This window comes from Acinetobacter terrae, assembly GCF_013004375.1.
Taxonomy (GTDB): Bacteria; Pseudomonadota; Gammaproteobacteria; order Pseudomonadales; family Moraxellaceae; genus Acinetobacter; species Acinetobacter terrae.
In genome coordinates this window covers 244,130-265,674 of record NZ_JABERI010000001.1, presented here as the reverse complement: position 1 = coordinate 265,674, position 21,545 = coordinate 244,130, and the positions used below count along the sequence as shown (strand labels likewise).

General features: G+C 41.5%; 21 protein-coding genes. 9 read left to right on the top strand and 12 right to left on the bottom strand.

What is annotated here, in order from left to right; genetic code table 11:
* Positions 1-83 precede the first annotated feature (83 nt).
* Positions 84-1,319 carry a magnesium transporter CorA family protein gene (locus HLH14_RS01250; protein WP_171532491.1) on the top strand — a complete coding sequence of 412 codons (1,236 nt, stop codon included), beginning with the start codon at positions 84-86 and terminating at the stop codon, positions 1,317-1,319.
* 126 nt (positions 1,320-1,445) lie between these two features.
* On the opposite strand, the gene HLH14_RS01245 is transcribed toward HLH14_RS01250, so the two are convergent.
* The 9 genes from HLH14_RS01245 to HLH14_RS01205 all read right to left on the bottom strand — a co-directional run bounded on the left by HLH14_RS01245 (position 1,446) and on the right by HLH14_RS01205 (position 10,331).
* Complete coding sequence (locus HLH14_RS01245; RefSeq protein ID WP_171532490.1) at positions 1,446-1,712, bottom strand: YdcH family protein; 267 nt, start codon at positions 1,710-1,712, stop codon at positions 1,446-1,448.
* Between the two features lie 97 nt (positions 1,713-1,809).
* Entirely contained in the window at positions 1,810-2,148 is a 339-nt protein-coding gene (locus HLH14_RS01240) for a chaperone modulator CbpM (protein ID WP_131287777.1), read from the bottom strand.
* Between the two features lie 10 nt (positions 2,149-2,158).
* Positions 2,159-3,127, bottom strand: coding sequence for a DnaJ C-terminal domain-containing protein (locus HLH14_RS01235; protein ID WP_171532489.1), 969 nt, complete (start codon positions 3,125-3,127; stop codon positions 2,159-2,161).
* A gap of 144 nt (positions 3,128-3,271) precedes the next feature.
* Entirely contained in the window at positions 3,272-3,739 is a 468-nt protein-coding gene (locus tag HLH14_RS01230) for a DUF2147 domain-containing protein (RefSeq protein ID WP_067722269.1), read from the bottom strand.
* 185 nt (positions 3,740-3,924) lie between these two features.
* Positions 3,925-4,386, bottom strand: coding sequence for a DUF2147 domain-containing protein (locus HLH14_RS01225; RefSeq protein ID WP_086193037.1), 462 nt, complete (start codon positions 4,384-4,386; stop codon positions 3,925-3,927).
* Between the two features lie 250 nt (positions 4,387-4,636).
* Complete coding sequence (locus tag HLH14_RS01220) at positions 4,637-5,065, bottom strand: DUF2147 domain-containing protein (protein WP_171532488.1); 429 nt, start codon at positions 5,063-5,065, stop codon at positions 4,637-4,639.
* A 216-nt stretch (positions 5,066-5,281) separates the two neighbouring features.
* Positions 5,282-6,157, bottom strand: coding sequence for an Hsp33 family molecular chaperone HslO (gene hslO / locus HLH14_RS01215; protein WP_171532487.1), 876 nt, complete (start codon positions 6,155-6,157; stop codon positions 5,282-5,284).
* 50 nt (positions 6,158-6,207) lie between these two features.
* A complete protein-coding gene (locus HLH14_RS01210) occupies positions 6,208-8,049 on the bottom strand; it encodes a monovalent cation:proton antiporter-2 (CPA2) family protein (protein WP_171532486.1) in 1,842 nt (613 codons plus the stop codon).
* 59 nt (positions 8,050-8,108) lie between these two features.
* Complete coding sequence (locus tag HLH14_RS01205) at positions 8,109-10,331, bottom strand: primosomal protein N' (RefSeq protein WP_171532485.1); 2,223 nt, start codon at positions 10,329-10,331, stop codon at positions 8,109-8,111.
* Between the two features lie 152 nt (positions 10,332-10,483).
* On the opposite strand from HLH14_RS01205, the gene gspF reads away from it, so the two are divergent.
* The 3 genes from gspF (at position 10,484) to HLH14_RS01190 (ending at position 12,784) form a co-directional block, all read left to right on the top strand.
* Positions 10,484-11,689, top strand: a complete 1,206-nt coding sequence (gene gspF / locus HLH14_RS01200) for a type II secretion system inner membrane protein GspF (RefSeq protein WP_171532484.1) — start codon at positions 10,484-10,486, stop codon at positions 11,687-11,689.
* A 40-nt stretch (positions 11,690-11,729) separates the two neighbouring features.
* On the top strand, positions 11,730-12,167 hold the full coding sequence (gene gspG / locus HLH14_RS01195) for a type II secretion system major pseudopilin GspG (RefSeq protein ID WP_171532483.1): 438 nt from the start codon (positions 11,730-11,732) through the stop codon (positions 12,165-12,167).
* 281 nt (positions 12,168-12,448) lie between these two features.
* Positions 12,449-12,784, top strand: a complete 336-nt coding sequence (locus tag HLH14_RS01190) for a hypothetical protein (RefSeq protein ID WP_067722253.1) — start codon at positions 12,449-12,451, stop codon at positions 12,782-12,784.
* Positions 12,785-12,942: 158 nt separating this feature from the next.
* Here the strand turns inward: HLH14_RS01190 and lnt are convergent, their stop codons facing one another.
* Positions 12,943-14,502: an apolipoprotein N-acyltransferase gene (gene lnt / locus HLH14_RS01185; protein WP_171532482.1), complete on the bottom strand. Its 1,560-nt coding sequence runs from the start codon at positions 14,500-14,502 to the stop codon at positions 12,943-12,945.
* On the bottom strand, positions 14,499-15,338 hold the full coding sequence (locus HLH14_RS01180) for an HlyC/CorC family transporter (protein ID WP_067722248.1): 840 nt from the start codon (positions 15,336-15,338) through the stop codon (positions 14,499-14,501). The genes lnt and HLH14_RS01180 overlap by 4 nt, the downstream gene beginning before the upstream one ends.
* 202 nt (positions 15,339-15,540) lie before the next feature.
* Between HLH14_RS01180 and tusA the strand changes: the two genes are divergently transcribed.
* Positions 15,541-15,798 carry a sulfurtransferase TusA gene (gene tusA / locus HLH14_RS01175; RefSeq protein WP_004649978.1) on the top strand — a complete coding sequence of 86 codons (258 nt, stop codon included), beginning with the start codon at positions 15,541-15,543 and terminating at the stop codon, positions 15,796-15,798.
* Positions 15,799-15,871: 73 nt separating this feature from the next.
* Here tusA and HLH14_RS01170 read toward each other — a convergent pair whose 3' ends face one another.
* Positions 15,872-17,584 carry an electron transfer flavoprotein-ubiquinone oxidoreductase gene (locus tag HLH14_RS01170; RefSeq protein WP_171532481.1) on the bottom strand — a complete coding sequence of 571 codons (1,713 nt, stop codon included), beginning with the start codon at positions 17,582-17,584 and terminating at the stop codon, positions 15,872-15,874.
* Positions 17,585-17,772: 188 nt separating this feature from the next.
* On the opposite strand from HLH14_RS01170, the gene HLH14_RS01165 reads away from it, so the two are divergent.
* From HLH14_RS01165 to hemH, 4 genes are all read left to right on the top strand, one after another.
* A complete protein-coding gene (locus HLH14_RS01165; RefSeq protein ID WP_171532480.1) occupies positions 17,773-18,384 on the top strand; it encodes a DUF1285 domain-containing protein in 612 nt (203 codons plus the stop codon).
* 48 nt (positions 18,385-18,432) lie between these two features.
* Positions 18,433-19,305, top strand: coding sequence for a glutamate racemase (gene murI / locus HLH14_RS01160; protein WP_171532479.1), 873 nt, complete (start codon positions 18,433-18,435; stop codon positions 19,303-19,305).
* Between the two features lie 131 nt (positions 19,306-19,436).
* Positions 19,437-20,465 carry a DUF4062 domain-containing protein gene (locus tag HLH14_RS01155; protein ID WP_171532478.1) on the top strand — a complete coding sequence of 343 codons (1,029 nt, stop codon included), beginning with the start codon at positions 19,437-19,439 and terminating at the stop codon, positions 20,463-20,465.
* Positions 20,466-20,530: 65 nt separating this feature from the next.
* Positions 20,531-21,544, top strand: coding sequence for a ferrochelatase (gene hemH / locus HLH14_RS01150; protein ID WP_171532514.1), 1,014 nt, complete (start codon positions 20,531-20,533; stop codon positions 21,542-21,544).
* The last annotated feature ends 1 nt before the right edge of the window (position 21,545 follow it).

Below are 21,545 nucleotides of genomic sequence, written 5' to 3'. Positions count from 1 at the left end.
ATTTTAAGACCGATAGATTGGGTTGCTCAGGTTTCTATCGAGTAACAACAAAAAAGCAAAATTGTGAATAGAGAATTGTTTTAATGCAGGTTTATTATTTCTACCAACATCCAACAGACCATCATATTTTTGTACAAAAAGAGCTCAATGCTGAAGCCGAACCTGAATTTATCTGGATCGATTGCACTCGGGGTGATGTGGTCACTCGTGCGGAGGCGTGGCAAAAAGAGATATATCAGCATACACCTGTGTGCTTAAACGAATTTCATGTCAAAGATATTCTAAATTTAGAGCATCCCTGCGCATTTGATACTATGGATGAATATGATTTACTTATTTTTCGTAAACTCATTACCCCAGATGATGAAATAGAAACGGGTGAGCAGGCGCTTGAACTACATGAAAACATGTTTGGTTTAGCCACCACACCGATTAGTTTTATCATGACGCATCAAGTGCTGATTACGGTGCGTGAGCAAGGTAATAAAGCGATAGAAAATTATATTTCCCGTATTGAAACCAATTTTATCCGTTCTACTCAAGAACAAAATAAGTCACGAAAACTTCCTATTACACCACTCGATTTATCTTTGCGCTTGCTAAACAGTATGGTGGATGGTTATCTGGATTTGCGTGTGCCGCTGACCCGCCGGGTTGAGTTTTGGCAGCAGGAATTGTTACAAGGTCATCGCCGGTTTACGAAATGGAATCAATTGTTGCAAGAAAGCATGTCTTTTCAACAAGTGGAAAATCTCTGTGAAGAACAAATTGATTCTTTACAAGAACTGCGTGATGAAATTATCGATAATTACCCACATTTAAAAGGCAAGAAGAAGTCCGAACGACAGGATATTATGTTGGTTCGTATGAATGATTTAGTCAGCCATGTGGAAAGAATTCAAAAACATACCATTCGTCTTCGTGCTTCCATTCAAGCCGCAATAGACTTGCATTTTTCAGCCATTGCCAACCAAACCAATGAAAATATGCGCATCCTGGCGATTATTACCGCCATTTTTGCACCGCTGACTTTATTGACCGGAGTGTATGGGATGAACTTTGAGTTTATTCCAGGTTTGAAATCTCCAACCGGATTTTGGAGTATGTTGATTGTTATGCTCATCACCACTGTATTGTTGGTTTATTATTTTTATCGTAGACATTTGGTTGGACGAGGGGAAAGGAGCGTGATTGATTTGTTGGCACAACAACATAAAGATCAACACGTGAATCTCTTCTGGTTTCTGGATTATGAGCCGATTAAGCAATCGGTTAAAGAAACCATGAAAGAAGTCGAAAAACTGACCAAGTTAAAATAGAGGTTTGCTTTTTATAAATCGCTTTTTATAAAAAGAAATCCTATTTTTAAGCGCAACCAAATAAGTTGCCCTAAACTTAAACTCAGATAAGTGGAATGATCTGTCTTTTCTTATTAAGATTAAAAGTTAAGAAATATCAACCACTTGAGAATTTCGCGTCAGTATTTTATATATTTCATCTTTTATTTTTAGTTTTTTGCGCTTCATTGACTCAATATCATCATTGATCAGATTGACCGGATTGAGTTCAAGTTGAGCGATTTCTTTATCCAGTTCCTGATGACTCTCAAATATCTTGGCAAAATGAGGGTCATCATGACGTAGTTTATGGATCAGTTCCTGATGTTCAGGGAACATCTTTTTTACTTTTTTATTACATTCTTTGGTTTTCATAAGCCTAGATTATTCTCACAAAGTGGGTGTTTAGGATAAAAATAACAGCCACGTACTTGTTCATATAGAACAGTACGATTCAGTTTTAAAAGCTCAATCAAGAGTCTTTTACATTCATATGTTTAACTTGCTTGCGTAATTGTTGCACTTCATCAATTAAATCCAGCATCATCGCCACCGCAGAAAGACTGGCATCAAAGTCGCGTTGTAAACGATAAGCCCGACGTGCACGAGAAACATCATCACCAAAAAACTGGTGAATACGTTCTTCTGGGCGGGTATCTAAAATATCGTATTCGAGAAGTTGTAAAACCCATTCCGGACTTTGTCCACAGGCATCAGCAAAGTGCTTTAAATCAAAACTATGATGCTCATCAATGACTTCCGCATGATTAAACCCATCACATATAATTTCACGATAATGAATAGTGGTCATGATTCTCTCCTTAAGCATTGCGAGGCTTAAATGCTGAAAAAGCTTCCGCAAAAGCTTGATAAGCCTGCTGTTCATGTTCAGTTTGCGCAGCTGGATACACGATATTTAAAACCAGGAATAAATGACCTGGTGTTTTGCTGGGTATCCCTTTACCTTTTAGCCGAAGTTGCTGACCTGTCTTTGCATTTTTAGGCAGATTCACCTGAACTTTCGTCCCTTCAGGCGTTGAAGTTTCAATACTTTGTCCTAATGCTGCTTCCCATGGCGCAACATTGATGGTGTAGTAAATATCTGCGCCTTCAACTCGAATTTTTTCGGTATCTTTATAGTGAATTTCAATATAAAGATCGCCATTTTTCCCGCCATTGACTCCCGTTTGACCTTGTCCCGCAAGGCGGATGTGTTGACCTTCTTTCATCCCTTTCGGGATTTTTACTTGTAAGGTTTTGCGTTGAACTTCAGCTTCACCAAAAGCATTTAAAGTCGGAATTTGCAAGGTGATCTGTTGGGTTGATCCGTGGTATGCAATCGCCACATCGACTTCGATACTGGCGTGTTGGTCTTCACCTTGATAGCTGCGCTGCTGCTGTCTTTGTTGCTTTTGATATTGATAATTCCCTCCACCAAAGCCAGAACCGAAACGTCCGAAAAGATCTTCAAAGCCACTAAAGTCTGAATGACCCTGTTGGTCAAATCCCTGACGGTAGAAGCGGGTATTATCAAAACCGCCTGTCCCTGTCTGTGCCCCAGATTGATAAAAAGCTTCAGGATGATCAAGCTGAAAATCATATTCGGCTTTTTTCTCTTCATTGCTTAAAGTGTCATAAGCAACGTTAATGGCTTGCATTTTTTCTTCTGCATCCGCTTCTTTACTTACGTCCGGATGATATTTTCGAGCCAATTTTCGATAGGCTTTCTTTATTTGATCGGGTGTGGCATTACGCGTAATACCAAGAACTTCATAATGACTTTTAGACATAAAATCTTAAGCTAGAATTGGTTAGGTTTTAATCATTATTGTGCCTTTCATGAAACTGAAATAGTGTAGATATGTACCTTATTGTTTCAAGTTATGACAAAAAAAAGGCTCCTTATTAGGAGCCTTTAGAAATCTTGAATAAGATCAATATTTAATCCAGGTTACACTGCGTCCAATCACTGAAACTCCCACATAACCACGAAGATTTAAATGCCTGCCACTTGCACTTATACGTGCCTTACCTTTGTAGACTTTACCGCCAATAGGATCAAGTACGCGGCCATGATTAAATTCACGCGGGTTATCCGGATTCTGTTTAAAACCCCAGATAAAAGGTAAACCGAGAAAGGGTTTGTTTTTCAAGTTGCCCGGGCAATTGGAACAGATTCCCATTTTTTCTGATCCCGGAACGTTGCGGGTCGCGACAATAATGCCTTCATAAGTCCCATCGGGTTTTTTACTAATTTCAACATCGGCACGCGAATAACCGGTACGGTCATCAATCGTTTTCCATTTGCCGACTAAAGGATCATTTTCGCTTTCAGCAAAACTTGATGAAGAAAGTGTTGCCAAAATTATCCCTGCGAAAATACCTTTATATAACTTCTTCATTAATCTCCCCTTAAAATGAAATATTTTTAGTTTTAGAGTAAAACATCTAATTTATAGCGATAATTACTTGAAAAATCAAACAAATAAAAGCCAAATATCTCACAAAAACAATAAATTATGTTTGTTGCTTTATTTTTTAGATTAATTGATATTAAAAAAAAGCCCAGAACAGGGCTTTTAGAGGATTAATTTTTGACCCAGGTAATATTTCGACCGACGGCGGAGCCGTCTTTAGATCCGCGAATAATCAAATGTTTTCCATGATTGCCCAGTCGTGCACGAGCAGGGTATTGCTGTCCTGTGACAGGATCTAAAAAAGTACCGTCAATAAATTCATTATTCTTATCAGGATGCAGGGTTAAACCAGAAAGCGTAGTCAGGCCAACAAGAGGTTTGTTTTTATTGGTACCGATACATTTTGCGCAAACCGTATTTTGATAAGCACCGGGTACAGCACGAACATCGACAATTGTGGCTGAATAATGATTATTCTTATCTTTTTGAATGATCACATCCGATAATGAGTAGCCAGTTCGGTCATCAATGGTTTTCCATTTGCCAATTAAAGGATCGGTAGAAGCAAAGCTAGAAAAGCTGATTGTTGCAGTCAACAGCATAAAAAGAGAAGTACGTGATTTTGAGTTCATAAACCGTTTAACCCCAAGTAAAACGAGAGAAAAATACCTAACATAATAAAGGCATAAAAAAATTATGGTTTTATTTATAACGAATTTAAGCGGTTATTACCAGTTAAATAAATAAAAATTAATAACTTTATTATGTGAATAAGGCTATAAAAATAAATTAAGAAATGGGTTGGATAAAAGCACAAGTTTTTATATGAAAACCTGTGATAACTGAAGATTATTTTTATTCAGTCCTAATCCATGACACTGTTTAACTTAACAGGCTTGTGCCAATAAATTCGCGTAGTGTAAGCACATTTCCACGTGCATTGAGGCGTCCTTTGCCCTGATAGACATGACCTGAAAGTGGATCCAGAACATGACCGTCAATAAATTCATCTTTATTTTTAGGATTCTGCTTAAAGCCTGAAAAGATAGGAAGACCAATCAACGCTGCATTTTTTAATGCTCCTTTACATTTTTCACAATTATCAATAGCAGGGCGGTTTGGAATGGCATGAACTTTGATAATTTTTCCAAGGTAAATTCCATTTTTTTGTTTGGTGATTAAAACGTCTGCACGGGCATATCCTGTTTTATCGTCAATGGTTTTCCATGATCCGGCTAAGTCAGCTGTTTCTGCGTGAATCATGCTACTGGCAATAGGTACTAATCCACTCAAAGTTATTTTTGTGTTCATGTAAATATTCCACTCATTAATTTATTTTTATGTAGTAGAAATAAAAGCTTTATTGACATTATTTGCTTTATTTCGGTATGGAATTTTACTTAAAAACAACCAGATTACAAGTCACAAACCTGCATCTAAATCAGGAAACAGACAGGAGGGGAGTTAAATTTAGCATTAAAAAAAAGAGCAGCCATATCGCTACTCTTTTTACGGACTTAAGTTGAATTAACTCAGATGTTTACCAAATAATCCAAAGGCTTCTTCGGCTGTAAAGCTGTATCGGGTGCTACAGAATTGGCAATCCATGGTAATCGGATTTTGAAACTCCAAGGTTTCACGTACCGCTTCAACGCCAATTTGAATCAGTGCATTGGCACAACGATCTTTAGAACAGGTACAACCAAAGCTTAACTGTTCCACTTCTGGTAAACGAACATCTTCTTCATTGTATAAACGGTAGAGAATTTCTGTAGCTTCGAGGTCGGTCAGTTCTTCTGGCTTTAATGTGTCAGTCAACATGGTCAGGCGTGGCCAGAGATCGTCATCGACAAGTTGCTGTTCTTCTTCATTAATACGCGGTAACAGTTGAATGAGTAAACCACCTGAGCTTTCTGCGGTACTGGCTAAGCGAATTTTTGTTGGAATTTGTGCAGATAAATCATAATACTGCATTAAACAACCAGCTAAGGTGTCGTGTTCAATTGGAACGATGCCCTGATAGCGCTCACCAAATTCAGGTTCAATATTAATAAACAGTACAGGACTGACGAGAGCCTTAAAAACCGTGCTGCTGCTCTCTGCTTGAAAGAAGCGTGGATCTTCTTCGTAATCTGCTGAAGCACGTAATTCACCTAAATGGTTGCATTCCGCCATGGCCCATTTGAATGTACCGGCTGCCTGAATTTGCAGGCTAATACGCCCTTTAATTTTAAGAGTGCTTGCAAGTAGGGCTGTAGCACTGAGCATCTCACCTAAAAGTACTTGAATTGCTTGCGGATAGTCACGTTGGGCAAGAATGGTTTGCAAAACACTTTCAAGATGCACCACTTCACCACGAATCGGGCAATTTTCAATATAAAAGCGTTGACGTAATTCAGACATAAATTTCTCCAATAGCCCGTGTTAATGGTGTCTACATTGTAAAACACAAGCTAGTTACTATCATCTCTTGTGACATCAATACGCTGATGTTCTAAGCCGCGTTGTAAATTGACGCCAGTCGGTTCTTGACGAATTTGAGCATCACTTTCAAATAAGTGTTCCAGCTCTGCCAAAGCATTACGATGAGTTTCATAAATCTTTTGTTCATCGGTATAGACCCGTTGTTGCTGAACCAATAATTTTTCATCGTAATCACGAAACAATTCAATGCTTTTATAAGCATCTTCTTCACTGATATCCAATTCACGCAAGGCACGATAGGCCATACCCAGTGATGACAAATAGGTTTCACGCCAGATATGTTCTACGCCTAAATCACGCAGTAAATGCACATGATGGCGATCTCGTGCACGCACCAAAAGTTTTAGATTCGGATAGTTTAAGCGAATATGACGTGCGACATTCATCGAGTCTTCAATATCATCAATCGCCAGAACAAAAACTTTGGCGTGTTCAACACCTGCAGAACGTAAGATATCCGGTTGTGTGGCATCACCATAGTATACCGTACCGCCATATTTTCGCACGAAATCAACTTTTTCTAAATTACTGTCAATTGCAGTAAAAGATTGATGCTGTAAATGGGCGATACGGGCAATAATCTGTCCAAAACGCCCAAATCCCGCAATGATCATCGGATTATGGGTATCTGGAATTTCATCATAAATAGGTGCTTTTTCTTTATCGATCAATGGAATAAACCAGGCGCTAATCAGCCAATACAGCATCGGGGTGAGCACCATTGAAAGTGTAACAATCAATGTTAAAGGCTCAAGAATAGCCTGGGTTAATACTTTTTCACTACTGGCGACTTTCAGCACTACAAAGGCAAATTCACCGCCTTGAGCTAAGCAGGTGGCAAGCAGCAAACTGTTGCGCCATGAATATTTTAAATAACGGGCGATTGCAGTGAGAGTCAGACTTTTGACCAGCATTAAAGTGAGTGCGCCGCCAATAATCAGCCAAGGCATATCCACCAATAAGGAGAGTTGTGTGGTCATGCCGACTGTCATAAAGAATAGCCCGAGTAACAGTCCTTTAAAGGGCGCAATACTGGCTTCAAGTTCATGACGGAATTCAGAATCTGCCAGTAGAACCCCAGTTAAGAAAGCCCCCAATGTCGTACTGATCCCGAGTACATCCATCAGCGCAACCACACCCAAGACAATAAACAAACCTACTGCAGTAATCAGTTCATGTGCGCCACTTTTTGCCACAAAGCGGAAAAATGGACGCATCATATAGCGGCTAAACAGGAACAAACCGCTAAAGGTCGCAATAATCGCGGCAAAATAGGCAACGCCATGATGGGTCGATTCAGTGCCGGCCAATAAGGGGATAATTGCCAGCAGAGGAATGGCAGCAATATCTTGGAACAGTAAAATAGAAAAGGATTGCTGCCCAAAGGTGGTGTTGAGTTGTTGTTTTTCAGAAAGCAGTTGCAGGACAAAGGCGGTAGAGGATAAAGCCAATGCCGTTCCAATTACAAAACTTGCAGAGAGGCTTTGGTTTAAGGCAAAAAAGATCAGGATGGCAAGAATAATGCCGGTGATGCCGACTTGTAGACTGCCCATTAAAAAGATGGATTTACGCATTTCCCACAATCGTTGTGGACGTAGCTCCAAGCCAATAATAAACATCAATAAAATAACGCCAAATTCAGCCAGTTCTTGAATCGATTCAGGGTCACTGGCCAGATTTAATGCGCTGGGACCGAGCAAAATTCCTGTAAACAAATAGCCGAGTACGGTGGCGATTCCAAAGCGCTTGGCCAGTGGCACCAAGAGTAGGGAAGCTCCCAGGAAAATCGTAATTTGTAACAGTAGCGACATCAGCCTGTCCTAGAATTTATTTTAAATTCAAAAATGTTAAGCAAAGCATGAACTTTGACTTAGCTTAATTCCTGAGGGTCTATATCGAGTGTAAGTTTCATGGTTGAGGGCTTTTGATGCAACATATTTTGCCACCACGCACGAATATAAAAGTGTAATCGGGCACGGTCCTGCGACAATAGCACCATATGTGCCTGATAGCGTCCGGCTTTACGTTCCATCGGTGCTGGAATCGGTCCCCAGATATCAATCAGGTTTTCAGAAATCTGTCTTAGCGCTTGGGCATGTTGTTGTAAGAACTCCTGATTCTGTTCCTGACTTTTCGATTCACAGCGAATAAGTGCCGCATAACGGAAAGGGGGTAACAAAGCGGCTTGACGTTCTTTTAAGGTCTGCTTGGCAAAATGACGATAATCCTCTTGGATTAAGGTATTCAAAAGTGGATGATCAGGTCGCAGAGTTTGTAAATACACTTCACCTTTACGTTCACCCCGTCCAGCACGACCTGCGACCTGGATAATCAATTGCGCCGTACGTTCGGTAGCGCGAAAATCCACACTGAGCAAGCCGGAATCAATATCGAGAATCGCCACCAAAGTTACATAAGGAAAATGGTGTCCCTTAGCCAGCATCTGTGTGCCGAGCAAAATAATCGGTTCACTTTTCTGGATCTTGTCATAAATTTTTTGCCAGCTGCCGACCCGACTGGTGGAGTCGCGATCTACGCGAATCACATCGAAGTTGGGAAACAATGCTTGTAAATTTTCTTCAACTTTGCCTGTGCCCATCCCAATCGGTTTTAATTCGGTATGCTTACACTGCGGGCATTGCTCTGGCAGACGATGAATGCTGCCACAGTGGTGGCAATGCAAATGCTGATATGGCTGCCGATGCACGGTAAAGTTGGCATCACAATGTGGACACTTCGCCTGCCATGCACAGCTTTCACAAATTAGTACCGGTGCATAACCACGGCGGTTTAAAAACACCAACACCTGTTCTTTTTTATCCAGCCGCTTTTGAATTTCATCAATCAGGCTTTGGCTAATGCCATTTTGTTTTTGGGCAATTTTTAGATCAATGAGATGAATCTTTGGCATCAGCGCGATACCCGCACGCTGATTCAATTCCAAACGCATCATTTTTCCTGAATCAGCCAGTGCATAACTTTCAATACTGGGCGTTGCTGAACCCAAAATAATCGGACAGCTTTCTAGGTGTGCACGATACATCGCGACATCACGGGCGTGATATCTAAAGCCTTCTTGTTGCTTGAAGGAGAGGTCGTGTTCTTCATCTAGAATGATCAAGCCCAAATTCGGCAGCGGGGTGTAAATGGCAGAACGTGTACCGAGAATAATTGAGGCCTTACCGGTTTGGGCAGCTTGCCAGGCTTGCAGACGTTTTGAATCATTCAGCCCTGAATGCAGCAGCACAATATTGCCGTGGAAACGCGACTGAAACCGGCTAATGGTTTGTGGGGTTAAACCAATTTCAGGAACCAGAACTAAGACTTGTTTGCCTTGTTTCAACACCTCTTGCATGATTTGCAAATAGACTTCGGTTTTACCGCTACCGGTTAAGCCATCAAGTAAAAAGGCCTGATATTTTTTCTGTGCTTTAAGTACCTGTTGTACCGCTTTCTTTTGGTCCTCATTCGCCGTTAACGGCATTTGAGCCAGTGTGACAGGCTGTGGACTGAAATCCTGATTTTCTAAAACACATTCAACAATGTCTTTTTTTTCTAAAGCTTTCAGTGTTGCTGTTTCAATGCCGGCCAAATTTAAAATATTTTCTGTGGTTCCCTGAGGATGTAATTTCAGGACTTTATAAGCTTCTCGTTGTTTTTCAGAGCGTGTAACTTTGGCTTCAGCAGCTAAATCCAGAACTTTCCACATCCGCGCCAATAAATTATACGGTTTTCCCTGACGCAAGAATGTCGGTAAGGCACTTTGAAAAACTTCACCAATCGGAAATTGATAATATTGAGCTGACCAGGTCAATAAACTTAAAGTTTTCCAATCTAAAATTGCCTGCTCATCCAGCAGTTCGGTAATGGCTTTGAGCTTAAAACGTGGATCAATCGGAGTATCTGCTGTTAATTTTTCAACAATAATGCCGACCAGATTTTGCCGTCCAAATGATACGGCAACACGTGCCCCTACTTCAGCTTGCTGGTATTGTTCAGCCGTTAAAGTGTAATCAAAACAGTCATAAATATAGACCGGTACAGCAACACGAATGCGATAAATGTCGGATGGAGTCGATGGTATATTTGGCATAAATTAGGGTCAAAGCGTCCTGATCAAATTTCGTCGTGCTAAAGATAGAGTTATGTTAGAGTGAGCAAATCATTTATATCTCAGAATATGAATGATTTTGGTGGTCAGACGCAACAGCGCTGAAGCAAATTTTAGAAAATTAGAGCATCACAATGCCTGCATATCAATTTACTGCCATTGATGCTTCAGGGAAGCAGCAAAAAGGCGTGTTAGAAGGGGATTCAGCACGTCAAATTCGTCAACAGTTAAGAGACAAAGAGCTCATTCCTGTGACCGTTGATCCTGTTGAGCAAAAAGATAAGCATAACTCAGAACGCTGGTTTCAGAAAAAAATCACTGCTTATGATTTGGCATTGTTTACCCGCCAACTTTCAGTTTTGGTGGCGGCAGGGATTCCTCTAGAAGAAGCACTACGTGCTGTGGGCAAGCAAAGTGAAAAAGCCCATGTGCAAAATTTGTTGATGTCAGTGCGCTCAAAAGTCATGGAAGGGCATTCACTTGCCAGTGCCTTGCAGCAAGCGGGGCGTTTACCAGATTTATATATCGCCACCATCGCCGCCGGTGAACGCTCAGGTCATCTCGATTTAATTCTAGACCAGTTATCAGATTACACCGAAAACCGCTTTGCCATGCAAAAGAAAGTGCAGGGCGCGATGATTTATCCGATTATTTTAATGCTGATGTCTTTTGCGATTGTAATGGGACTAATGACCTACGTGGTTCCCGATATCGTCAAGACTTTTGATCAAAATAAAGATGCATTGCCCTGGATTACCGTGGCGCTGATGAAAACCAGTGATTTTATTCGTGTGGCATGGCCATTTTTGTTAGTCGCGAGTGTAGTGGGTTTTACGGCTTTAGTTCGCTTTTTAAGAACCTCTGCAGGACATTATGCATTTGACCATTTAACGCTCAAATTGCCATTATTTGGTAAATTATCGCGTGGTATAAATGCAGCACGCTTTGCCAGTACCTTATCGATTTTGACACAGTCTGGCGTGCCGTTGGTGGATGCACTTAAAATTGGTGCCGCGGTGAGTAATAACTGGGTGATTCGGGATTCAGTCAATTTGGCAGCCGAGAAAGTCACCGAAGGTGGCAACCTTGCAACGCAACTGGAGCGCAGTGGTTATTTCCCACCGATGATGGTACAAATGATCAAAAGTGGTGAGGCATCAGGTGAGCTGGATCGTATGCTGGAGCGTGCTTCAACCATGCAGGATCGAGAAGTCACCACCCTGATTTCAACTTTACTTGCCCTGCTTGAGCCGCTCATGTTGGTATTAATGGCAAGTATTGTTTTGGTGATTGTGATTGCGGTGATGCTGCCGATAGTCAATATGAATAATATGATTTAACCCATTTTTATAAAGATAATGATTTTTGCGAGAGAGTGAGATGCAAGGGAAACTATATCAAGTCAAGCAGTCTGGCTTTACCCTCATTGAAGTGATGGTGGTGATTGTGATTTTGGGTGTATTAGCGGCACTGATTGTTCCTAATGTGATGGGGCGTGGTGAAAAAGCCAAAGTAGATACATCTGCAATTACTCTAAAAGGTGTGGCTGGTGCTTTAGATCAGTACAAGCTCGATAATGGTAAATATCCATCCATGCAAGACGGTGGTTTAGATGCACTGGTTAATCAGCCGGCTTCTGCAAAAAACTGGATGCAAGGTGGTTATGTGAAAGGTGGCTATCCGAAAGACAGTTGGGAAAATGATATTCAATATGTGATTCCTGGTGCTGAAGGTCGTGTATTCGATTTATATTCTTTTGGCGCCGATGGTAAAGAAGGCGGCGAAGGTACAGATGCCGATATTTATTATCAGCCTTAATTAAAATCCTTAATTATTTTAAGCATATAAAATAGATCACTTCACTGAATGATGCTCCGCAATACTAAGTGAAGTGATAATACATCTTGATTATAAAATATACATTAAGTTATTGGATTTATTGAAATTATATAATAATCTCTGTTTGAGACTTATAATAAGAATGATTAGCATATGTAATGGTTACAATAATGGTAAGGTATGAAGAAATATAGTCTTTTTATTTAATTAAAACTGCGCATAATATCCTTTATGGCACTTTTTTAGCCAAGGAGGGTGGAATGAAAGCATTAATCATATCGGATGAAATTAACCAATTTCATGGGGCAATGCTCAAGTCTGTTCTTTTAATTTTAAGCTTACTTCCAATGAGTCAGGGCATTTTAACTTTATGGAATGCGACGGAAGGAAGTAGCCAGATTATGGTGGGCTTTTTTGCAATCAGTTTATTCAGTGCATTATTTGTATTGTGCTTTTGGTCTGCATTAAAAGCCACTGTATTAAGATTACAACAAGAACAGATTTCAAGTTTAGAACAAAGTGTGGTGAAAGTTTATCGTTATATCCCGATGCTGTTTTTAACCGCAATGATGTCTTATTTAGTGACCCAATTATAAAATCAATTGAATAAAAACCCCGAGGCATTGACCTCGGGGTTTTTTTATAGCCTTTTTATTCCTTCTCCCTTTGGGAGAAGGTTAGGATGAGGGCGATTATCATAAACAATTTACCTCTCCCTAGCCGTTTCCTAGAAGGAGAGGGAACACCATAATGCTTAACGTCGTGACTTAAACGAAACATCAACCTTACGTGGACGATAAATCCAGCCTAGAATCAATAACAACAATGAGAAACCCAGAATTGGCCAATCACTCAGGCGCATGTATAAGGTTTCACCTTGCATGGCTGGAACATCACCACGAAGGATAGCGGTTTGATCCGTCGGAGCCTGTTTTACAATATGCCCATTATGATCAATAAATGCAGTCACACCGGTATTGGTGGCACGAATAAACCAGCGTCCATTTTCTTTGGCACGCATTTGCACCATTTGTAAATGTTGCCAAGGTCCCGCAGTTCCGGTAAACCATGCATCATTGGATACCGTGACCAAGTAATCGCTTTGACTGGCATTACGACGGGTCAGGTTTGGATAAGCAACTTCATAACAAATAGCCGCACCCAGCGCATGGTTTTTCACATTCAACGGTTTTTGGTCACGTGCACCACGAGAGAAACCACTCATCGAGGGGTCATTCTGCAATGCGGGCAATACCCAGCTGAGCCAGCCAGATAAAGGAATATATTCACCAAACGGGACTAAACGTTGCTTTTTATATAAGCCTTCAGTCTCATCACCTGTAGCCATGATGCTGTTGTAGTACATCGGGTGCTGTTCGATTTTTGATTCTTTCAAATCCCAATAGGGAAGACCAGTGACCCATGCAGTTCCAGATTTTTCTGCCTGAACTTTCATGGCATCCAAAAAGGGTTGGATATCGGTCTGGAACATTGGAATTGAAGATTCCGGCCAAACAATCAGATCACGACCCCATTCAGTTCGACTTAAATTGGCATAGATCATCAAGGTTTTCACTTGATACTCTGTCAGCCATTTCAGGTCTTGTGGAATATTGCCTTGTATCAAAGAGACTGAAAGCGGCTTCTCATCTTTTGGTTCCACAAAGTTGAGATATGAAGCTCCCCAGGCACCTAGCAATAAGATCGCGGAAGGGACAATCCAAAACACACGTTTATTCAGAATTTCAACCAGTGCACAGGCTAAAATAATCACAACAAACGATACGCCGAAGATCCCAAATAATGGTGCATAGCCATCTAAGAAGCGTTCAGTGAAGGCATAGCCGACAAATAACCATGGAAAACCCGTGAATACCCAGGTTTTTGCCCACTCAAAGAATACCCAAAGCGGCGCAAACGTCAGTGGCGTTTCCGGGAAGAATCGACGGTAGATCCAGGTTTGCAGGGCTGTAAATAAACCCATCAGCAAGGCCATAATGGCAATCATCAGTACACTTAAAAAGGCACTGGTATCACCATAAACATGAATTGAGGTATATAGCCAAAATGCCCCGACAAACCATAAGCCAAAGCCGTAAGCCCAGCCAATGCCAAAGGCTTGGCGTGCCGAACGTTTACGAAGTGAAGCATAGAGCAAAGCCGGGGACAGGAGCGCAAGCCACCAGTAATAATAAGGTGCCAGCGCAAAACTGAACATGGCACCTGAAAAGAGCGAAATTAAAAAGGGGTAAATAAATGGGAGCTGATTTTTTTGTTGGGATGAATTTAACAGCTTATTAAAGTATGTTCTCATTTACGGACAGCTCGAATCAGATGAATAGTACGTGCATCTGCTTCTACAATGGTGAATTCCCAATTTTTAAGCTCAATCACTTGACCTTGTAAATCGCTGACTAAACCAATTTCTTGAAGCAATAAACCGCCGACAGTTTCTACTTCATCATCAGAAAAATCAGCATCTAAAACATTATTAAAGTGTTCAATTGGTGTAAGTGCTTGAACGAGCCAGGTATTCGCCGTTTGAGGATCATTATCCGGAATAATGTATTGAGCCTCTTCATCCACCGTATCGTGTTCGTCTTCAATTTCACCGACAATTTCTTCTAAAATGTCTTCTAAAGTCACCAGTCCAGATGTTGTGCCATATTCATCAATGACCACAGCGATATGGGTTTGAGTGTTCTTTAACATACGAAGCACTTGATCGGAACGGGCACTTTCAGGCACAAAGATCGGCTGACGCATAAGCGCGCGAATATCGACCTTATTGTTCGGTTCTGTCAAAAAGGGCAGTAAATCCTTGGCCAATAAAATGCCGACCACATTATCGGGTTGATCGGATGAAAATACCGGGAAGCGAGAATGTGCAGACTCTACAAGGGTATGCAAGATGTCTAAAAGCTGATCATCTTCTTGCAGGCTAATCATCGATGTACGTGGGGTCATGACCTCACGGACTTTTGTCGCAGGAAGGTCAAGTACGCCTTCAAGCATTGCAACAGTATCGGGTTCTAAAAAACGACGTGAATCTTGTACTAATTTTAGCAGTTCGTCGCGAGTTTCGGGTGCGGTGCTTAACCATTTACGTAAGCCACGCATGCCCCACGACGGGCCTGATTCCTCGTGCATGATCTTTCCTAAAGACTCTTAATATCTAAAAAAACAAATTTTATCATACTCGAGAAAATATAGATGTCTATCTATAAAATAGCTGTAATTCATGAATGCATGAGTCATCATTTTCTATCATTTGGATCCGGGCTTTGAAAGCAAAAGACAGCATTTAAGTTTATGTTAAAATGGCGATCATTTTTTGATACCGAGTTTAAGAATGTCTGAACCGCTTGTTACTCCCACTATTCAGCTGAATACACGAGGACTACGTTGTCCTGAACCTGTAATGATGTTGCATCAAGCGATTCGTAAATCAAAATCGGGTGATGTGGTTGAAGTGTTTGCCACAGATAATTCGACCTCTTGGGATATTCCGAAATTCTGTATGCATTTAGGTCATGAGTTACTCTTACAAGAAGAAGTGCTGGATGAAGCGGGTAATAAAGAATTTCATTATTTAGTCAAGAAAGGCTAATTCAGAATATTTTAGTCTTCATTTTAAGGTGACAATAAAAAATCCCCTCGAAAGGGGATTTTTTTATTAAAAATTACATGTTTGGATAGTTCGGACCACCGCCACCTTCCGGTGTTACCCAGGTGATGTTCTGAGAGGGATCCTTGATGTCACAGGTCTTGCAGTGCACACAGTTGGCTGCATTGATCTGGAAGCGTTTCGAGCCGTCATTCTCTTCCATAATCTCGTAAACACCGGCAGGGCAGTAGCGCTGAGCAGGCTCGTCCCATTTCGGCAAATTCACGTTGACAGGAATCGAGGCATCGGTCAGTTTCAAGTGCGCCGGCTGGTTTTCTTCATGTACCGTGTTCGATACAAACACGGAAGACAAACGGTCAAAGGTCAGCTTGCCATCCGGTTTTGGATAGTTTGGCTTGAAGGTTTCCGCAGCCTGGGTTTTCAGTGCCGCATAGTCAAGTACCAGATCATGCAAAGTGAAAGGGACTTTAAACACGTTCTGGTCGATAAAGTTAAACGCACCGCCAATCCACTGACCAAATTTGTGCATCGCCGGGCCAAAGTTGCGCGAGTTATACAGCTCTTCTTTCAGCCAACTATTGTTAAACTTGTCTGTGTAAGCAGTCAATTCTTTAGTGAAGAAATCTTCACCTTCTAAAACACGTGCAACAGCCAGGTCACCGCCTTTTTCCACACCGGCAGCAATCGCTTCAAACACCGCTTCACCGCAGAGCATGCCGGATTTCATCGCAGTGTGTGAGCCTTTGATTTTGGCAAAGTTGAGGAAGCCTGCATCATCACCAATTAAAGAGCCACCCGGGAAGGTGAACTTCGGTAGTGAGTTAAAGCCACCTTTGGTCACGGCACGTGCGCCATAAGAAATACGTTTACTGCCTTCTAGATATTGCTTGATTAAAGGGTGGGTTTTCCAGCGCTGCATTTCCATGAAGGGATACATGTGCGGGTTGGTGTAGGAAAGATCCACGATCATGCCCAAAGTCACTTGGTTGTTTTCAGCGTGATAGAGCCACCAGCCGCCTGAAGAACCGGTCTCATTTAAAGGCCAGCCGGCACCGTGCATCACCAAACCGGGTTTGTGCTTGGCCGGATCAATTTCCCAAAGTTCTTTAATCCCGATGCCGTAGTGCTGCGGATCGGCATCTTTGTCCAGGTTGTATTTCGCAATCAGGCGTTTACCGAGGTGACCACGGCAGCCTTCTGCAAAAATGGTGTATTTGGCATGCAGTTCATAACCCGGAGTAAAGTTATGCGTCGGTTCACCATCCTTACCGATGCCCATGTCACCAGTTTGAATACCTTTAACGGTTCCATCTTCATGGTATAGAATTTCTGACGCAGCAAAGCCCGGGAAGATTGACACTTCCAGTTCTTCCGCTTTTGTACCTAACCAGCGCACCACGTTGCCAAGCGAGATGACATAGTTGCCATCATTGTGCATGGTTTTCGGCACCATCCAGTGCGGCGCTTCTTGTGATTTTTCATCAGACAGCAAGAAGAAAGTTTTGTCTTCAGTCACTGGGACATTTAAAGGCGCACCTTCTTCCTTCCAGTTCGGGAACAGTTCATTCATGGCACGCGGTTCAAGCACCGCACCGGACAAGATGTGCGCACCAACTTCGGAGCCCTTTTCCACCACACAAACGGACAGATCGTTCAGGTTGTTTTCAATTGCAAGTTGACGAATTTTAATCGCCGCAGAAAGACCCGCAGGGCCTGCGCCTACGATAACGACGTCAAACTCCATCGATTCACGTTCGATGTGTTCCATGTAGGACTCCTCATATGATTTGAAGGTGGCAACCGTAATGATTTCACTCGGTGCTGCCATGAGTGTTCTTAATGCCCAGACACAATTTTATTATCGTGTCTTTTATATTGTGGGCTAGTATAGTTTTAAACCTTGATCTAGCCAATTGGCTGAATCATATTATTTTTCCGTCAGCAGGGGTATTCCGTATGGTTAATCAAAATAATTCACCAAATCAGACGAAAAATGTCGCTATTCCTGATGATAAAAATTTAACGGGTATTACACAATACTTAAAAGATGCACAGACCGGTCACAAAAGGTCAATTCCCCTATTGGACCAGTTTAACCCAAAGCATTGTGGCGCAATGGATTTAAAGGTAAAAGCCAATGGAGAATGGTGGCACGAAGGTCAATTGATCAAACGACAAGCCTTGATTGAGTTGTTCTCGACCGTACTCTGGAAAGAAGACGGCAAGTTCTACTTAAAGACCCCGGTAGAACAAATTGAAATAGAGGTTGAAGATGAACCTTTATTCGTCAATCAGGTGGATCAGGTCGAAATTGAGGGCAAAACCTATATTCAACTCACCACTACCACCCATGATATTGTGATTGTGGATCAGGCACATGCTGTTTTTATGCGTGAATATTCAGGTGAACTGCGTCCTTATGTGCATGTTCGTTTTGGCATCAATGCCTTAATTCAACGTTCTGCTTTTTTTCATTTAATTGAAATGGGACAGCTGCTTGAAAATGACAAAAATGAAACCATTTTAACCTTACAAAGTGGCGATTTTTACTTGCAATTAGGCACCTGAGGTTTAAGCTTTGTTCACCCCGTTTTTTGAACTGCTGAAAGTGAAGCTATGACAGCCATTCATCCTATTTATCCTTTAACAAATCCAATGCCTAAGGCGCAACCTGATGCGCCGATTGGGATTTTTGACTCTGGAATAGGTGGATTGTCTATCGCACAGGAAATTGCGAATTATTTACCCAAAGAACGCATCCTTTATTATGCCGATACTGCAAATGTGCCTTATGGACCGCGTGAAGATCAAAATATTCGTGAGCTAACCGCCGATGCAATTGAATGGTTGTATCGTCAAGGCTGTAAAGTGGCAGTGGTGGCATGCAATACCGCTTCTGCTTTTAGCCTGGATTATTTGCGTGATTATTATGGCGAAGACTTTCCGATTATCGGTTTGGTGCCTGCATTAAAACCTGCTGTATTACAAACCAAATCAAAAATAGTGGCAGTACTTGCAACGCCCGCGACTTTTCGCGGCAAGCTGATTCAAGATGTGATGCAGCGTTTTGCATTGCCTGCCAATGTGAATGTCATTCCTGTGACCTGTCTGGATTTAGTGCCTTTTGTGGAAAGTGGTTCACAAATGAGCGCGGAATGTTTAGCGACCTTAAAAGAAATATTACAACCTGTGGTGGACCAAGGCGCAGATTATTTGGTCTTGGGATGTACTCATTATCCTTTCCTGAAACCTGCGATTGAATCGATTTTTGGTCAGAAACTGACATTAATTGACTCCGGTGTACCAGTTGCGCGACAAACAGCCCGAATTTTGATTAAAAATGAGTTATTATTTGAACAAGATCAAAAAGACGGCTTAAGAATTGAATGTCATGTCAGTGGCAATAACGCAGAAAATTTAAAAACTGTGTTGCAGTACCTGATTCAAGAGAATTTAACTTGGGATATTCGCAACATTATTGTTGAATAAGCAAAGAAACGCAGCTAGTCTTTTGAAATATAGAAAAAAATTAAATTTTAGATTGGGGTGGTCGATTACAGCACAACTGATCAGCATGGCTACAGTTGGGGATGTAATATGCAATTGGAAGAGGATAACCAATGCTCGATAAGCGTTATCAGGTTTTTATTTCTACGTCTGGCAGTGAAATGCAACCAGAACGTATCGTTTTAGCTCAAACTTTAGTGGGAATGGGGTTCTTTTCTTGGGGATTAGAACAACGCACACCGCTGAGTACGGCATTTGCACGTCGTCAAATTGATGACTGCGACTATGTGGTGATTCTTTTGGGCAGCCAATACGGTGAGCAATCTGTGTCAGGTGTCGGGTATATGCACCTCGAATATATTTATGCTGTCACCAAACAGAAGCCGATTATTGTCTTTATGCATGAAGATCCGGCATCGCGGGATCCAGCCTTACAGGATCAAAAGCCGGAACTTCGTGAAAAATTCCTAGAATTCCGCAAATTATTACAACAAGAAGCGGATCAAATTTTTACTTACCGTAGCATTCGTGATTTGGAAATGGCAGTGCGCTTTAATATGCCGCAAATGCTGGAACGCTATCCTGTTTCAGGTTGGGTTCGACCGCAGAACACGCAATCCTTGCATGATGAAATTGATCAACTCAAAGCTAAAATTGAGCAACTTGAAACAGAAGTGGGCAAGCGAGAAGTTGATCCGTTTTTATCTTTACCCAAAGTTTCAATGCATGAATTATTTTCTTTTGAATATCGAATGCATGCCTATCAAGATGGCAATTTCAAAGAACTGAAAATTCAAAAGAAACTGACTTGGGCACAGTTACTGAATATTTTAGGCAGCATGTTTGTCAATCCAACGCCAGAAGAATATTTTTCTAAATGTATGAATGACTATTTAAATGACACTGGCCTTGAAGATGCACGTGTGGAAATGCCGCGTGCACATGCAGTGGCACGTGCGCAAATTAATATTCGTGCTTTGCACAGTATTAAAATGCAAATGCGTCAAAATGACTGGATTGTGCAATCTGGACGTGACGACCGTCAGCGTATGTTGTGGCAAATCACCTCCAAAGGGCAAAAGCTTTTAGAAAGTAATTTGCTGGATAATAATCGTGTTTTTCAATTTAAGTCTAACTATTAATCTATATAGAGAAAGTGCAGAAAACTGTTAAAGTAAACCAGTTCATATATGTTGGAAAGGGTTTGATGTTTTCTGCACCTAAAGCGAAAGTCACCATTATTTTAGCCAATTTGGGTACGCCAGACGAACCCACTGTTCCTGCCGTACGTCGTTTTCTGAAGCAGTTTTTATCTGATCAGCGGGTCATTGAAATTCCAAAACCTGTTTGGCAAATCATTTTAAGACTGTTTATTTTACCGTTTCGCCCTAAACGGGTGACCCATGCTTATGCAATGGTCTGGGGGCAAGATTCACCAATGCGTGAAATTGTCTTGGAACAAGTTAAAGCTGTTCAACAGCAATTAATTGAGCACTATCCGCAATTTGAATTAAATATTGTCCCTGCCATGAGTTATGGCAATCCGGGTATTCAAGAATTACTTCAAAAATTAAGCACAACTGCTCAAGATCACATTATTTTACTTCCCCTGTTTCCTCAATATTCGGCAACCTCTACCGCGCCACTCTATGATGCGATTGCAAAGTGGATATTGACCCAGCGCAATTTACCGGGTTTGTCGATCATTCGTGATTATTATCAGCATCCTTTATATATTCAGGCTTTGGCGCAAAGTGTGCGGGACTATCAGGCTGAGCATGGTGGTGCAGAAAAACTGTTGATGTCATTCCATGGTATTCCACAGCCTTATGCCGATAAGGGTGATCCGTATGCAGATCGTTGTCGAATTACCGGACAACTGGTGGCGCAGGCTTTGGGTTTACAGGATGATCAGTGGGCAGCCAGTTTCCAGTCGCGTTTTGGTAAGCAAGAGTGGATTAAACCTTATACTGATCAACTGTTAAAAGACTGGGCAGAGCAAGGGGTAAAATCGGTTCAGATTATGAGTCCGGCATTTTCGGCAGATTGTCTCGAGACTTTAGAGGAACTGGCTTTGCAAAATGCTGAAACCTTTAAGTCGGCAGGGGGTGAACAATATGCTTATATTCCTGCATTAAATACCCGTGCAGATCATATCGTATTGCTCACCACTTTGCTTCAAGCTAATCTTGATGCATTAACGCAGACATTCGCCCATTAAT